Annotated in this window: 15 protein-coding genes and 1 tRNA gene; 11 read left to right on the top strand and 5 right to left on the bottom strand. The window is 41.7% G+C overall.

The features are described 5' to 3' along the window. Positions 1 to 128 precede the first annotated feature (128 nt). Positions 129 to 1,058 carry a ribose 1,5-bisphosphate isomerase gene (locus MZHIL_RS09945; RefSeq protein ID WP_157209671.1) on the top strand — a complete coding sequence of 310 codons (930 nt, stop codon included), beginning with the start codon at positions 129 to 131 and terminating at the stop codon, positions 1,056 to 1,058. A gap of 131 nt (positions 1,059 to 1,189) precedes the next feature. On the opposite strand, the gene pyrH is transcribed toward MZHIL_RS09945, so the two are convergent. From pyrH to MZHIL_RS09925, 4 genes are all read right to left on the bottom strand, one after another. Next, positions 1,190 to 1,894, bottom strand: coding sequence for a UMP kinase (pyrH, locus tag MZHIL_RS09940; protein ID WP_013899247.1), 705 nt, complete (start codon positions 1,892 to 1,894; stop codon positions 1,190 to 1,192). Positions 1,895 to 1,902: 8 nt separating this feature from the next. Beyond that, positions 1,903 to 2,646 carry a hypothetical protein gene (locus MZHIL_RS09935; RefSeq protein WP_013899246.1) on the bottom strand — a complete coding sequence of 248 codons (744 nt, stop codon included), beginning with the start codon at positions 2,644 to 2,646 and terminating at the stop codon, positions 1,903 to 1,905. An 18-nt stretch (positions 2,647 to 2,664) separates the two neighbouring features. Then, a complete protein-coding gene (gene asd / locus MZHIL_RS09930; protein WP_013899245.1) occupies positions 2,665 to 3,696 on the bottom strand; it encodes an aspartate-semialdehyde dehydrogenase in 1,032 nt (343 codons plus the stop codon). 64 nt (positions 3,697 to 3,760) lie between these two features. Then, positions 3,761 to 3,937: a 4Fe-4S binding protein gene (locus MZHIL_RS09925; protein WP_013899244.1), complete on the bottom strand. Its 177-nt coding sequence runs from the start codon at positions 3,935 to 3,937 to the stop codon at positions 3,761 to 3,763. Between the two features lie 190 nt (positions 3,938 to 4,127). Between MZHIL_RS09925 and MZHIL_RS09920 the strand changes: the two genes are divergently transcribed. Both MZHIL_RS09920 and MZHIL_RS09915 read left to right on the top strand, forming a co-directional pair. Then, positions 4,128 to 4,778 carry a type IV pilin N-terminal domain-containing protein gene (locus tag MZHIL_RS09920; RefSeq protein WP_013899243.1) on the top strand — a complete coding sequence of 217 codons (651 nt, stop codon included), beginning with the start codon at positions 4,128 to 4,130 and terminating at the stop codon, positions 4,776 to 4,778. Between the two features lie 45 nt (positions 4,779 to 4,823). Continuing rightward, entirely contained in the window at positions 4,824 to 7,004 is a 2,181-nt protein-coding gene (locus tag MZHIL_RS09915) for an ATP-dependent DNA helicase (RefSeq protein WP_013899242.1), read from the top strand. Positions 7,005 to 7,162: 158 nt separating this feature from the next. On the opposite strand, the gene MZHIL_RS09910 is transcribed toward MZHIL_RS09915, so the two are convergent. Next, positions 7,163 to 7,426, bottom strand: coding sequence for an Hsp20/alpha crystallin family protein (locus MZHIL_RS09910; protein WP_013899241.1), 264 nt, complete (start codon positions 7,424 to 7,426; stop codon positions 7,163 to 7,165). 197 nt (positions 7,427 to 7,623) lie between these two features. On the opposite strand from MZHIL_RS09910, the gene tnpB reads away from it, so the two are divergent. The 8 genes from tnpB to MZHIL_RS09870 all read left to right on the top strand — a co-directional run bounded on the left by tnpB (position 7,624) and on the right by MZHIL_RS09870 (position 14,675). Continuing rightward, a complete protein-coding gene (gene tnpB / locus MZHIL_RS09905) occupies positions 7,624 to 8,736 on the top strand; it encodes an IS200/IS605 family element RNA-guided endonuclease TnpB (RefSeq protein ID WP_013898129.1) in 1,113 nt (370 codons plus the stop codon). A gap of 160 nt (positions 8,737 to 8,896) precedes the next feature. Beyond that, positions 8,897 to 10,324 (top strand): dihydrolipoyl dehydrogenase, encoded by a 1,428-nt coding sequence (locus tag MZHIL_RS09900; RefSeq protein WP_013899240.1) that lies wholly within the window; start codon positions 8,897 to 8,899, stop codon positions 10,322 to 10,324. Between the two features lie 53 nt (positions 10,325 to 10,377). Continuing rightward, a complete protein-coding gene (locus tag MZHIL_RS09895; protein ID WP_013899239.1) occupies positions 10,378 to 11,337 on the top strand; it encodes a beta-ribofuranosylaminobenzene 5'-phosphate synthase in 960 nt (319 codons plus the stop codon). Positions 11,338 to 11,339: 2 nt separating this feature from the next. Then, on the top strand, positions 11,340 to 12,371 hold the full coding sequence (locus MZHIL_RS09890) for an NOP5/NOP56 family protein (protein WP_013899238.1): 1,032 nt from the start codon (positions 11,340 to 11,342) through the stop codon (positions 12,369 to 12,371). Then, positions 12,368 to 13,051 (top strand): fibrillarin-like rRNA/tRNA 2'-O-methyltransferase, encoded by a 684-nt coding sequence (locus MZHIL_RS09885; protein ID WP_157209670.1) that lies wholly within the window; start codon positions 12,368 to 12,370, stop codon positions 13,049 to 13,051. Before MZHIL_RS09890 ends, MZHIL_RS09885 begins: the two co-directional genes overlap by 4 nt. 80 nt (positions 13,052 to 13,131) lie before the next feature. After that, positions 13,132 to 13,800, top strand: coding sequence for a winged helix-turn-helix domain-containing protein/riboflavin kinase (locus MZHIL_RS09880; protein WP_048815721.1), 669 nt, complete (start codon positions 13,132 to 13,134; stop codon positions 13,798 to 13,800). Between the two features lie 13 nt (positions 13,801 to 13,813). Next, positions 13,814 to 14,536, top strand: a complete 723-nt coding sequence (gene ribB, locus MZHIL_RS09875) for a 3,4-dihydroxy-2-butanone-4-phosphate synthase (protein WP_013899235.1) — start codon at positions 13,814 to 13,816, stop codon at positions 14,534 to 14,536. A 64-nt stretch (positions 14,537 to 14,600) separates the two neighbouring features. Further along, positions 14,601 to 14,675 (top strand) — tRNA-Pro (locus MZHIL_RS09870). The last annotated feature ends 40 nt before the right edge of the window (positions 14,676 to 14,715 follow it).

The following is a 14,715-nucleotide window of genomic DNA, read 5'->3' as shown; positions in this document are numbered from 1 at the left end:
TTACCTTACTCATTTTGAATATTGCTTATTTTATCAAACTAGTTTTATCTTTGCTGGTATTAAATATATTCAGTTCCATAATGGATGATCGGTTATCTATAAATTTTTGGAGCCCTTATACTGGATACATGCATAGAAGAATATTTGATACTGCAGAGAAGATCCAGACCATGGAGATAAGGGGTGCAGGAAGAATCGCAGTTGCTGCAGCATCTGCTATAAGAGACTATGCTGCTGAATTGCAGGCAGATTCGATGGAAGAGTTCAGCAGAAAGATTCAGGAAGCAGCAGATGTCCTGATAAACACCCGTCCAACGGCAGTTTCACTACCAAATGCAGTGAGAATTGCCAGTTCGCATTCATCCGGCTCAGTGGAGGAATCCAGGGCTGAAATTATTGAAAATGCTGAAAATTTTATTAAGCAGGCACAGGAAGCCCTTGGTAGAATTGGTGAGATTGGCGCCCGCAGGATAAGGGACTCGGATGTAGTATTGACACACTGCAATTCCCATGCCGCACTGGCTGCCATAAAAAAGGCCTTTGATCAGGGTAAGAATATATCTGTAATTGCAACCGAATCCCGGCCAAGAAAACAGGGTCTTCTGACAATAAAGGAATTGAATGATTATGGCATTCCTGCCACTCTTATTGTTGATTCTGCAGTCCGGTCTGTCATAAAGGATGTGGATATTGTAATAGTGGGTGCAGATGCTATTGCTGTTAACGGTACTCTTGTGAACAAGATCGGGACGTCCCAGATTGCACTCATGGCCCATGAGGCAAGGGTCAATTTTTTAGTTGCTGCAGAGACCTATAAGTTCAGTCCAGATACAATACTGGGTCAGCTGATTGATATTGAAGAACGATCAAAAGATGAGGTCATTGATCCTGGGGTACTAAAAGATATGGAAAATGTAACTGTAAAAAATCCGGCATTTGACTTTACACCAGCTGAATATATTGATCTTATAATAACCGAGATCGGAGCAATTCCCCCGGGAATGGCATATACCATCATAAAAGAGCATCTTGGATGGAAACTGGCTGATCTCAGGTAAGGTCTGATTTTTGAAAAATGATAATTGATCTCTCTTTTTCAACTTTTAGAGCAAGGGTATCTTTCCGTGAGGAAGGAGTAGCTGAGAGAGGAATACCGTATGTAATAGCAGTCATCAGACTAGTATCACTTTCACCCTATGATAATGGTCCCTTTCTGGATACGATCCAATGGTTCCGTTTTCAGATTTCTCTGGAAAATCACGTCTATCAGGTTCCGGGGATCCTTTGCATCCATCACAATAGTTTCTATATTACATCTCTCAATCATTTTTGCTGCCAGGGGGTCTACAGGGGATTTTGATCCTGCCTTCATCTCTACGGACATGACCACCTCTATCAGTTCTTTTGCAGTCATTTTTTCAAACCTGACAGCACCAGGATCTGTTCCAGGATCACTTGAATATACTCCGTCCACAGAGGTGGCAATTACAAGCAGATCAGCCCCCAGATATTCTGCAAGAATGGCAGATACCGCATCAGTGGTCTGGCCGGGGATCACACCTCCCATGACAACTATTTTTCCGGAAGAAAGTGCATTCTCTGCTTCCCTATATGTACTGGGTGGCTGTGGATATGCCTCTTTTCCTAGTGATGCTATCAGCAGATGAGCATTAAGGCGGGTAATCTCTATTCCTACATAATCGCATACCACCTCGTTTGCACCGATCTCCCTTGCAGCTTTAATATATTCTCTGGCAGCAGCCCCTCCTCCTGTTACCACCACTACCTCATGTTCCTGGGAAATTCTTTCAAGGGCGTCTGCATACTGTGCAAATCTTTCAGGGTTCAAATCCCTGGCAAGTATTGATCCTCCAATAGATATTACAACTAGCATGATAATCCTCAGTCCCTATGTTTCTTAAGCATTAAAGCTATCCCTGAAAGAACCAGAGCCACAATTGCTGCAGGGGATGAAAATCCTGGCAATACGGTATTTATTGAGAGTGGATCCCTGTATTTTTTTACCTGCTCACTATGGAGCGTATTTTCATTGAACAATCCTTCAGCTTCCACCAGTGTACCTGGCTCCAGTATGGTAACTCCATGAAAGACAACTTTGATCCTTTCTTCAGATTCGGTATCTGTTATATAAATAATATAGTTGGTTGAATATTCTCTGATATCTGTAAGATTTCCTTTTATTCTAAGGTATTTTCCATTGAAGTTTTCCGGATGTTTCAGTACATCTTCTATCTGCACATCTGCAACATGTTCTACAGGGTGGTGCATTACATACTTCGGCAGGAACATATCCTCATCAAGTGGTCGGTATATGAAATGTCCGGTCATCTTAACTTCGTCCCCTTTCTCAAAACCCAGAAGCATATCCCTTCTTGTGGGGTCGATTTTAAGGGAATATGATTCATCGCCAACATACACAGAATGTGTGCTAATTTCATTGATGTTACTGACAATACTTATCCTGCGGTATGCAGTTGTACTGTCATATCTTGTTGGGTTTTGCTGCAATTCTTCAATAGATACAATATCAGCTTCAAACACTGAATTAGCAGAAGAAGCAGGAGAACAACATGCATATAGAATAGAGAGGAGGAGTATGCAGGAGAACAGGATGGCTTTCCTCATTGAACTCCCTCTATGGACTTAGATTTTTCCTTTTTTACAGAGTAGTTCAGCATTCAGGACACTTGCCCCGGCTGCTCCTCTAATGGTATTGTGTCCCATTGCAATATATCTGATACCCTCACGAATCCTTCCTACACTCACACTCATGCCATTACCCATATTTCTGTCCAGCCTGGGCTGGGGGCGATCAGGCTCTTCCCGAACAACTATTGATTTATCAGGCTTACTTGGAAGGTCGTCTATCTTCGGATCAAAGTCAAAAAACGCTCTTTTAACGTCTTCAGGTGCAGGATTTTCGTCCATTGTAGCCCATATGGCCTCTGTATGGCCATCCATTACTGGCACCCTGTGACATGATGCACTCAGACTGATATCCGCAAAGTCTATCTCACTGCCATTAAATTCACCCAGCAGCTTGCAGGGCTCAGTTTCCATCTTATCTTCTTCTGAACCGATGTAGGGTATGATATTGTCCAGGATTGCCATTGAAGGTACTCCATTGTATCCTGCACCAGATATGGCCTGCATGGTGGCTACATTAACAGAACTGAGTCCGAATTTCATCAGTGGTTTCAGGGTAACGGTCATCACAATGGTTGAGCAGTTTGGATTTGTTATTATGTATCCGTCCCATCCGCGGTTGTCCTGCTGGATCTCTATCATTTCAAGATGGTCCTCGTTGACCTCAGGTATTACCAGAGGTACATCCTCTCCCATTCGATATGCTGATGCATTGCTGGCAACGGCAAATCCATTTTTTGCAAAAACGGGCTCTACAGTCTTTGCATGATCTGAAGGAAGTGCTGAAAATACGATATCTGCATCTACTTTTGCTGGATCAACAGGAACTACCTCAATATCTGCCACATTCTCTGGAAGCGGTACATCCAGTTTCCAGTTTGATGCCTGGCTGTATGTTTTGCCAGCACTGCGCTCAGATGCAGCAAGGGAAGTGAGTTCAAACCAGGGGTGGTCTGCCAGTGCCTGAACAAAACGCTGTCCAACTGCACCTGTAGCTCCCAGTATTCCTGCTCTTATTTTCTCTGTCATTATAATGACCTCTAATAAAATTAAATTAAGTTAATTGAAAAATTAAAAAAGGAATAAAATTTATTTATTCCATTGAGATTGCCTCAGTTGGGCATGCATCGACACATTCCCCACAATCTGTGCACAGATCTGGGTCAATAATTGCAAGGTCGTCGTCATTAATTGTAATCGCATCGACAGGGCATGCATCGACACAAGGTCCGCATCCAAGACATTCATCTGGGTCAACTATTGCTACCATGTTTATATTCTCCTATTTGTTGTTGATCTTGATTCTGTCTATCAAGTCAATTCTATTACTATCGCAAATCAAATAAAAACCTATCGGAGTTCAAAGACTAAATGCTGGCTGAGGAAACCTAATAAATAATATTCCCAAATTAATAATTTTATTTCAAATGTTTAATATAGTTGCAGTCTGATTTCAGCATATGAATCATAAAAAAATTAATACAGTATTCTGGGACGATCTGGCAGTTTCTCCAGTGATCGGTTCTGTGATAATGGTTTTCCTTATAGTTCTGGTAAGTGGTGTGACTGTAGCTACACTTCAGTATGATGATTCCAGGGTAATGTCTACATCATTAACATCTTCTCCTGTAGTAAACATTGGTATCAAGCATGCCGAAGGAGGCTCTGCACATTTGATATCCTATGCAAGAAACAGGATAGTTATCGAACATAGAGGAGGAGAGTCACTGGATACTGGATCTACATCAATTGTCATACAGGGCAGGGGACGCAGTCATATAGGTATCGTGCCGCATACATATCGTGTGGATGGTGATGTTGTGGTAAAGTATCGCAATCTTGCTCCTGAGAATAAACTCTCCAAATATGGATCAAGGAATGGAGCCCTAAACGATGGGTTCTTTTCAACAGGTGAATATCTGATTCTTTGTGGTGATGATAGTATAAATGGCACTGATGCTTCAAGTGTTATAGTTACCGTGGATGGAAATACCGACACAAGGAACAATTATGCATTCAAAGAAGGCAGTTACATAACCTTGCGAATAATTGATACTTATACGGGGCGTATAATTGCCGAGGATACATCTGTTGTTGACCCATTAAAATAATTTCATCAAAAACTGTTTAAATACACAGATGTTCATAGTTGATGCATGGCCCAGAGAGGAGGATATTTGAAATATTTCCCGAAAAGCAGCTGCTATCCAAACCAAAAGGATGCAATGGATAGGATATACTCAGCACTGCTTGAGAAGGAAATCGTACTGTTTGAAGGTGCCTGCGGCACAGGAAAGACTCTCAGTGCCCTGGCTCCGGCCCTGCATGTGGGCAGACAGCAAGATAAAACTGTGATTATAGCAACCAATGTACACCAGCAGATGGTTCAGTTTGTAAATGAGGCCCGGGAGATCAAAAAGAATAATGATATCAGGGTGGCAGTTGTCAAAGGAAAGGCTGCCGTATGCCCCCATGAACTGGATTATGAGGAATGCAATCTAAGGCGGGAAAACACATTTGAGGTACTGGAACTTGAAAAAGAGATCCAGTTAAAAAAACAGGAGATCAAATCAGCATCCCAGAATTATAAAGAGTCAAGGGATCCCTCAATGGTGTCCCTTAGAGATGAGCTGGTAAAGGAACTTGATGCTGCACAGGAAAAGGCCAGGACCGTTCGCAACCGTTCATGCAATGAACTGTATGAGGTGCTCAGATATGACAGTGAAATGTTCAGGAACTGGCTATTTGATGATGTACGCACACCGGAAGAGGTGAACGATTTTGCATTTGGAAAGGGGATGTGTGGATACGAACTGCTGAAAAGGGAACTAAAATATGCAGATCTTGTCATATGCAATTTCCATCATATACTCAATGGCGACATCTTCTCAACACTCCTTGGATGGCTGGAAAAAGAACCCGGGGATGTAATTGTGATATTTGATGAAGCTCACAATATCGAATCCTCTGCACGTTCCCATTCTTCCATCACCCTGACCGAACATACTGTTGAGAAGACCATATCTGAAATAGATGCAAATTCTGATCAGATACCTGAGGAAGGACTTCATAACCTGTTCTCCCTTCTTCTTTCAACAATACAGGACACCTACAATTCCAGGTTCAGGTTCGGTGAAAGGGAAAGAGTTGGTCGCAGATGGTATGATATACGTATAAGTGATCCCTATGAAAGGAATGATATCATAAGAGCCAGGTTCCTGCGCAGTGCACGTGAGAATGGATTTGCCGATGAAAAAAGCATTCAGGAACTTCTGGCAACTGCAGTAGAATTTGGCTCACAGCTTGATGAAACTTACAGGGATCAGTATAAGAAGGGACTGACAACTGTTCTCAAACGTTCACATATACACCAGACAGCTGCATTTCTGTCAAGCTACCTGTACCTTTCCAATAATCCAAATTACTATCCTGTTCTCAATGTCAGAAGGGATTCAAATAATGAAATATACGGTCGTCTTGAACTGTTTACCTGTATACCTAAAAATGTAACCCAGCCACTCTTTGAATCGCTGTATTCTGCGATTCTCATGTCTGCAACCCTTCGCCCATTCAATATGGTAAAAACCACATGTGGAATAAATCGCAATACATGTGAGATTGCCTACGCCACGTCATTTCCACTGGAAAAAAGACTTACAATAGCAGTCTCCATACCTCCCCTCTTTTCAAAGAACAGAGATGATATTCAGGCTTCTGAGGCTATCGAAAAAGGACTGCTGGATTCAATAGAGTATTCTGCAGGAAATGTAATCATCTTTTTCCAGAATTCCTTTGAAGCTGCAAGATACTATGAAAAGATCCAGTCAAAGATGGAAGATATACCTGTGTTTCTGGACGAGGTTGGAGTGTCTGCCCAGAACGTGAGGACCGAATTCTTCAGGATCGGAGAAAGTGGAGAGAAGGCTGTCCTTATATCGTACCTATGGGGTACGCTAAGTGAGGGCATTGATTATCGCGATGAGAGGGCCAGGACCGTGGTGATAGTTGGTGTTGGATATCCGGGACTGGATGATCGGATGAGGGCAGTGGAATCTGCCTATGATCATGCATTTGGTTACGGATCTGGTTGGGAGTATGCTGTCCAGATCCCTACAATAAGGAAGATTCGACAGGCAATGGGAAGGGTTGTTCGCTCGCCATCTGATTATGGTGCCCGAATACTTCTGGATGGAAGATTTCTGACTGACTCAAAGAAACGATTTGGTAAGTTCTCCGTTTTTAAAGAATTTCCACCGGAAGAACAGAAGGAGATAGTTGATGTTGAACTGGATAAGATGAAAAATTCACTCATGAACTTTTTTATGGAAAATGGATGAGATCAAAACATTAACTGTGAATTAAATGATATATATATGATTATATAATCTCAATCTTTAGAAATTCGAGAATTTGGATTTCCCTACAAAAAAAAGTAAAAAAGTAAAAATCTCAACTTTTGTAGATTTTAGATTCGCAATGCTCAATAATTATCAGATTATGCCCATTTTGGAGCTGTGATGATTATTTTGCCATTGGAATATCTGCAGATTGCTCTTTTTGCATCCACCGGACAGAATATCGGATAGGTACCCCCTATTTTATCTTCACCATTTACTGTTCTCAGAGAAAAGCTGTTCTCATTTATCTGACAAACAACATTTTCCTTCTTTACTCCAGGAATCTTGATCTCAATGTTAAGGTTCCTGTTTGATTCGTCTGAACATTCGTACACAGATGGAGACTGTATTATCTCTGTCATTTTTTTAACCCCCAAAATATCTTATCAGGTATGAATATTTATACATTTTGGTTCATACTCTATAAAATGTTCTGGAAATTTTATCTTAATTAGCAGAAGACTCCTTGCGTAAGCTAGGAGATGAATGCGTACTAATGAGAAAGCATCATCTTTTTAACGCATATTATAAATAATGTTAAAGTCATTAGATAAAGTGTATGTTGAAAGCCTATAAATATAGATTGTATCCGAATAAAAATCATGAAGAAATGATTTCACAACATATTGGTGCTAGTAGATTCATCTATAATTGGGCTTTAGAAAATAAGATAAAATCATATGAAGCAGAAGGTAATTCTATATCAAGGTTTGCATTGAACAAAATGATACCTGAATTAAAAATAGAACATGTTTGGTTGAAAAATATTAATTCTCAATCATTACAGGGAGCAACACTTAATCTTGACAATGCATTTACAAAATTTTTCAGGGAAAAGAAAGGTTTTCCTAAGTTCAAATCAAGGAAAAATCCAGTTCAATCCTTTTCTGTTCCTCAACATTACAAAGTGGATTTTGAAAATAATAAAATTAAACTACCTAAGATTGGATGGATAAATGCGAAACTACATCGTAGATATGAAGGTAAAGAGAAAACAGCAACAGTAAGTAGAACATCTACTGGAAAATACTATATTAGTATTCTCATCGATGATGAAAAAGAAAATCCTGTAAATAAATCATTCAATATTGATACAACGGTTGGTGTTGATGTTGGAATCAAAGACTTTGCCATTACTTCAATTGGTGAGAAAATTGATAATCCGAAATATCTTAAAAACTCGATGAAAAGAATGAAAGTTTTGCAGAAAAGACTTTCCAAAAAGAAAAAAGGTTCAGCTAATAGACAAAGGGCAAAATTAGCAGTAGCAAAACTCCATGAAAAAATTGCCAACCAAAGAAATGATTTTCAACATAAGTTATCCTCTAAGCTCATAAGCGAGAATCAAGCGGTAGCATTGGAAACTTTGAACGTTAGCGGTATGTTGAAAAACCACTGTCTTACACAAAGTATAGCAGATGCATCATGGAGTTCTTTCGTAAAAAAACTCGAATATAAAGCCGAATGGTACGGAAAAACCATACTCCGTATCGGAAGATTCGAGCCAAGTACAAAAATCTGTAATGTTTGTGGCTACCACAACGGAAAGTTAACACTTACAGATAGAAAATGGCAATGTCCCGATTGTAAAACCAATCACGACAGAGATATTAATGCCGCTATTAATATCAAAAAGTTTGCTTTAGATAAGCAGAACTTAATAGGTATTTAGCACCGTAGGAACTACGGGAAGAGCTTGTGGACTTGTTCTCAAAAGAGAAAAGAATGAAGCAAGAAGCACCATGCGTAAGCGTGGTGTAGTTCACATCCACACAATCCATAACAAAAAATAAATAACATCTAAAGAAAACCTAGATCAGGTGGGGTAAACAATGAACAAATATGACCTTATTGTAGTTGGAACAGGCTCTGCAATGAACTATATTGACCACATACTTCAGGATCACCCTGAGATGAAGATTGCAGTAATTGACAGGGATGAACCCGGGGGGATATGTCTTACACGTGCATGCATACCATCAAAGCTCCTGCTGTACCCGGCGGAACTTATACGCAATGTCCAGAGATCCGCAGAATTTGGAATAGATGCCAGGATCGAGAATATTGATTTCAGACAGGTCATGGAGGATATGAGGGGCAAGATTGGGGAAGATATTGAACTGATACGCCAGAGTCTTATCCACTCTGATGATGTGGACTATTTCAGGGAAACTGCGGAATTTGTTGCACCCTATACCATGAAAGTGGGTGACCAGACTATTTCAGCGGAAAAAATATTTCTCTGTACCGGGTCACGTCCTTCTGTTCCTCCTGTTAAGGGACTGGATAAGGTAAATTACCATACAAGTGATTCCATCATCAATCTCACAGAGAGGCCTTCCAGTATTCTGATAATTGGTGGCGGGTATGTTGCAGCAGAATATGGTCATTTTTTCTCTTCAATGGGCACGCAGGTTACAATTGCCGGCAGAAATCCCTTTTTGCTCTCTGGTGAGGAGCGGGAGATATCTGTTCTTGCCAGAAAGGTCATGTCCGGATACATGGATATCTGGACCAATCATGAAATTGTTGAGATAGAGGATGCAGGGGACGGACAGAAAAAAACAGTGGCGCGTGATCGAGATACAGGAGACCACAAAGAGATTATAGTTGATGAGATACTGGTTGCAACTGGCCGTATTCCCAACAGTGATATTCTCCATCCTGATAAAGGAGGGATTGATACCGACGATAGCGGCTGGATCAAGGTTAATGAGTATCTTGAGACTTCAATGGAGAATGTCTGGGCTATGGGGGATTGTAATGGAAAGTATCTGTTCAAGCATGTGGGAAACTATGAATCAATGGTGGTATACTACAATGCATTCAAAAACAAGAAAATAAAGGCCGATTATCATGCTGTTCCTCATGCAGTTTTTTCTCATCCTGAAATTGCCGGTGTGGGGATGGCTGAGAACGAAGCCATAAGTGCCTATGGCAGGGACAATGTGATCATAGGGTTTAGCAGATTTGAGGATACTGCAAAGGGTCAGGCCATGAAGGTGAGGGATTATTTTGTAAAGGTTATTCTTACAAAGGATGGCCGGATAGTAGGGGCACATATTATTGGACCCCAGGCATCAGTTCTCATTCATGAGATCATCCCTTTGATGTATACATTGACCCGGAGTGCTGATCCTATCATGCGATGCATTGATATCCATCCATCACTGAGTGAAGTTGTAAGAAGAGCTTTTTATTCGCTGGCCAAACCAGAACATTATCACCATATGCTGGAGCACATGGGTCTTGAGGGATAAGATGCCTGAAACTGGCATCAATGTTTAATATTATGTTGCATTGATGTAATTCTATGATCAGAATAACCTCTCCCTCCAGATTACATCTTGGACTTATAGATCTTAATGCAGAATTTGGAAGGGTGGATGGTGGGGCTGGAATTACACTTGATTATCCCTGTATAAGGATCGTGGCTGAAAAATCCGATACCTTAGAGGTGCATGATGGTTCCCATCTGAAGAATAAGATGAAACAGGCTGCAGATTCTGTTCTAAAGGGCAGAGGGGGCATATGTATTCATGTGGAAGAGGATGTTTTATCCCATGTAGGTCTTGGTTCAGGTACCCAGGCTGCCCTGTGTGCTGCAATGGCTGCCTGCAGGCTCTATGGCCTGGAATATACAGTAAGGGAACTGGCTGAGATGGCTGGAAGAGGAGGCACATCAGGGATTGGAGTTGCAGGATTTGAACATGGAGGATTCATTGTTGATGCCGGCCACAGGTTCAGCAGAAAAAAATCATTTTCACCTTCTGCAGCCAGCCGGGAACCTCCTGCACCTGTGATATTCAGGCATGATTTTCCTGACTGGGATATAATCCTTGCTATTCCCCGTATAAAAGGTGCACATGATAAGGAAGAAATGAATATATTCAGTAGAGAATGTCCCATACCCCTGGCTGAAGTGCAGGCAGTATCTCACACAATCCTTATGCAGATGATACCTGCTATAATGGAAAAGGATATTGAGGCATTTGGCAGGGCTGTAAATCATCTGCAAACCACAGGATTCAAGAAACGTGAAATTGCGATCCAGTCTCCGGTTGTGAGTGAGCTTATGGAAACCATGATCGAACATGGAGCAGAAGGTGCAGGCATGAGTTCTTTTGGACCTGCAGTATATGCAATCTCAGACCGAAGGACCAATTCAGAACGGATTGCAAAGAAGGCAGGACAGGTGCTGAATGAAGGTATTGGAGGAGATGTTATGATCACCAGGGGAAATAATAGTGGAGCTGTTATAGAGGAGATCTGAAAATGGATACTATGGAACATCCTGCCTGGTTTGGATCGCTTTTACTGGATGACGATAGTGCCATCCTCAGGTGCGATGTAGCTGAAAAGGATATACAGATACTTGGCAGAAGGCTAATGCATCTTCCGGTTCCTTCCTGTCATGACAGTCGCCCTGCAGGCAGGAACCTGGTATCAGATGCCATTCACTGCGGATTTATAAATTCCAGCAGTGAATACTATGATCTGCTGCGCAGGGTTTGTATCAGGGCAGTAAAGCTTGAGATATCCTCTATGGAATCTCCTGATATAAGGATCGTGCAGGCAATAAATGCCCTTGATGATATTGATGAAACCTCAAATGCACTTTCAGAAAGACTTTTGGAATGGTATGGTGCACACTTTCCGGAATTAAAACTGACAGGTGATGAACTTGCAAAATTTGTAGCAGAGCATGGGTCCAGAACAAATATTAATACAGACAGTGTCTATTTTGAAAAAGCAAGGACCTCGATGGGAATCAGTCTTACACCGGAAGACGAAGCGATCATGCAGGACCTTGGACAGACAATTTCTGACCTGTACAGGAATCGCAGGGATATTGAAAAATATATCCGGGATAGTATGGAAAAGACAGCTCCAAACCTGACTGAAATTGCAGGACCTCTCCTTGGCGCGCGTTTGATAAGTATTGCAGGAGGACTTGAAAAACTGGCAAAAATGCCTTCAAGTACAATTCAGGTACTGGGAGCAAACAGGGCCCTTTTCAAACATCTAAGGTCAAGAGCACCATCGCCCAAACATGGTGTAATATTCAATCATCCGCTTATCAAAGGCAGTCCATGGTGGCAGAGGGGGAGGATTGCAAGGGCATTTGCATCCACCATTGCCATGGCAGCACGCAAGGACTCGTATTCTGAAAATCTGCAAAAGGATGCGCAGCTAACAAAAAGGCTTGAGGCAAAAATAGAAGAGATCAAAAGATCATCTTCTTCTCCTCCCAAATCGAAGAAACCAAAAAAGAAATCATCAGGAAGGGCAGGCAGGCGTAAGTGATGTATCTGAATCAAATATATCCTGGAATTTTTGAAATAAATGATGGAAATCGAAAGCTTGCTACCTGTAATATGGTGCCTGGTACCAGTGTGTATGGTGAAAAGCTGGTAGAGATCGAAGGCAGGGAATACAGGGAATGGAATCCTCGCAGAAGCAAACTTGCAGCAATGGCAATCAAAAAATTTCCGGTTCATATAACACAGGACTCGAAGATACTTTACCTTGGAGCATCAGCAGGTACCACAGTAAGTCATGTGTCTGATATTGTTTCTGAGGGTATTGTATATGCAGTTGAATTCTCATCCCGTGTCATGAGGGATCTTGTTGGTCTGTGTGAGATGCGTTCAAACATAATTCCTGTACTCTCAGATGCCTCCAGACCTCTTTCATATTCCGGCACTGTTGAGATGGTGGATGTCATATTTCAGGATATAGCCCAGCCAAACCAGGCAGAGATTGCGGCAATAAATTCCTATCATTATCTCAAAGACGGGGGATTGCTCATGCTCACAATTAAAGCCAGAAGTGTTGATACTGTAGCAGACCCAAAAAAGATCTATCAATCTCAGCTAAGAGAGCTGATGAATGTAGAAGAAGGAAAGTTTGAGATAATAAAAAAAAGTGAACTTTCTCCTTTTCATCAGGATCATCTTGCAGTAATTGCACGATTTGAGAGATGATTGGCAGGGTAAAAAGGTTTATTAATTTTCTTCTCATATATGAGATGTATCTCAAAAATGAGATCAAAGGTTATTTTCATATGAATATCATCCAGCCCCTGAAAAAACTGGCACTGATCGGTGCAATGAACAAAGGAATAAAAATTTCGTCTGCAGAATTCAAGGATCATATATCCACCAGCTCAAAAACAGCTGCACGGGTCCTGAAAAATCTGGAAGATCAGGGTCTGATCAGGAGAAATATTGTTTCAGGTGGTCAGATTGTCTGTCTTACGGATAAGGGTACTGAATTGCTGAAAAAGGAATATGCAGATTATCAGTTCATTTTTTCAGGATATTCCGGACATGTGGAACTGCACGGTACTGTGATAACAGGGCTGGGTGAAGGACAGTACTACATGAGCAAAGAGGGATATAGGTCCCAGTTCAGGGAGATACTTGGTTTTGTTCCCTATCCAGGTACTTTGAATGTCCGCCTGGATGGCTCCGGTTCATCCCTGCATCAGAAATTGAAAGATACCCATGCAATGAAAATAGAGGGGTTCACAGACAGGGAGCGTACATTTGGCGGTGGGGTCTGCTACCCTGTGGTCATTGAGAACATACAGGCTGCAGTTATTGTTCCCGAAAGATCACATTATCCTCCGGATCTACTGGAGATCATTTCACCGGTTAGACTTCGGGAGACACTTGACCTGGAGGATGGGAACAGGGTCAGGATAGTGGCAAATACATTCCACTGCCTGTGAGGAGATTGAAAGTATGAACTATGATAGTTTCAGTGAAAATGTTAAGAGAGCACTTGAGTCACTCAGACAAGGAAAGATGATTCTGCTATTTGATATGGAAGGGAGGGAGGAAGAAACTGATTTTGCAATACCTGCCCTTTCAGTAAATCCTTCTGATGTAAGAGTTATGCGCAAGGACGGAGGGGGGCTGATATGTGTTTCAGTAGGTCCGGATGCTTCTGAAAAGCTCGGGCTTGTATTTATGGCAGACATGCTGCGTGATGCTGCAACGGTCAATCCCGCACTTGCAGGAATTATTGAAAAAAGTGGTGACATAGAATATGATTCACGCTCATCTTTCTCTCTATGGGTAAACCACAGAAATACCCGGACAGGCATACCTGATAATGACCGGGCACTGACAATATCCCGAATTGGAGAAATTGTTCGTGATGTAATGGAAGGGATAGATGTTAAATTTGGTTCAGAGTTTAGAACCCCAGGCCATGTTGCATTACTGAGAGCTGCAGAGGATTTGCTGGATGATCGGTGCGGACAAACCGAACTATCTGTTGCACTTACAAAGATGGCAGGTATAACACCTGCAATGGCTATATGTGAGATGCTGGATGATCATAATGGCCTTGCCCTGTCAAAAGAAGATGCCATCCGGTATGCAGAGGATAATGGACTGGTGTTTGTTGAAGGCAAAGAGATACTCGAAGCCTACAGAACATGGAATAGAATGCAGTCCTGATTAGAAAAGATGAAATAGTGAAAGATATATCTGTAGTAATACCTTCGATATGATTAACTGTCGAGGGGCCGTAGGGTAGCCTGGACGATCCTGTAAGGCTGGGGGTCTTGCGACCGGAGTTCAAATCTCCGCGGCCCCATCAATATTTTCCGGTTCATTCTCAATTGATCGATTTAAAA

Origin of the sequence: Methanosalsum zhilinae DSM 4017, from assembly GCF_000217995.1 — an archaeon.
In the GTDB taxonomy this organism is placed as follows: domain Archaea; phylum Halobacteriota; class Methanosarcinia; order Methanosarcinales; family Methanosarcinaceae; genus Methanosalsum; species Methanosalsum zhilinae.
This window is presented reverse-complemented; position numbering and strand designations above follow the sequence as displayed.

Excerpts from the sequence above, each read along its gene's own strand:
- MZHIL_RS09945 (WP_157209671.1), top strand. The coding sequence starts at position 129 with ATGCATAGAAGAATATTTGATACTGCAGAGAAGATCCAGACCATGGAG.
- pyrH (WP_013899247.1), bottom strand. The coding sequence starts at position 1,894 with ATGCTAGTTGTAATATCTATTGGAGGATCAATACTTGCCAGGGATTTG.
- MZHIL_RS09935 (WP_013899246.1), bottom strand. The coding sequence starts at position 2,646 with ATGAGGAAAGCCATCCTGTTCTCCTGCATACTCCTCCTCTCTATTCTA.
- asd (WP_013899245.1), bottom strand. The coding sequence starts at position 3,696 with ATGACAGAGAAAATAAGAGCAGGAATACTGGGAGCTACAGGTGCAGTT.
- MZHIL_RS09925 (WP_013899244.1), bottom strand. The coding sequence starts at position 3,937 with ATGGTAGCAATAGTTGACCCAGATGAATGTCTTGGATGCGGACCTTGT.
- MZHIL_RS09920 (WP_013899243.1), top strand. The coding sequence starts at position 4,128 with ATGAATCATAAAAAAATTAATACAGTATTCTGGGACGATCTGGCAGTT.
- MZHIL_RS09915 (WP_013899242.1), top strand. The coding sequence starts at position 4,824 with ATGGCCCAGAGAGGAGGATATTTGAAATATTTCCCGAAAAGCAGCTGC.
- MZHIL_RS09910 (WP_013899241.1), bottom strand. The coding sequence starts at position 7,426 with ATGACAGAGATAATACAGTCTCCATCTGTGTACGAATGTTCAGACGAA.
- tnpB (WP_013898129.1), top strand. The coding sequence starts at position 7,624 with ATGTTGAAAGCCTATAAATATAGATTGTATCCGAATAAAAATCATGAA.
- MZHIL_RS09900 (WP_013899240.1), top strand. The coding sequence starts at position 8,897 with ATGAACAAATATGACCTTATTGTAGTTGGAACAGGCTCTGCAATGAAC.
- MZHIL_RS09895 (WP_013899239.1), top strand. The coding sequence starts at position 10,378 with ATGATCAGAATAACCTCTCCCTCCAGATTACATCTTGGACTTATAGAT.
- MZHIL_RS09890 (WP_013899238.1), top strand. The coding sequence starts at position 11,340 with ATGGATACTATGGAACATCCTGCCTGGTTTGGATCGCTTTTACTGGAT.
- MZHIL_RS09880 (WP_048815721.1), top strand. The coding sequence starts at position 13,132 with ATGAATATCATCCAGCCCCTGAAAAAACTGGCACTGATCGGTGCAATG.
- ribB (WP_013899235.1), top strand. The coding sequence starts at position 13,814 with ATGAACTATGATAGTTTCAGTGAAAATGTTAAGAGAGCACTTGAGTCA.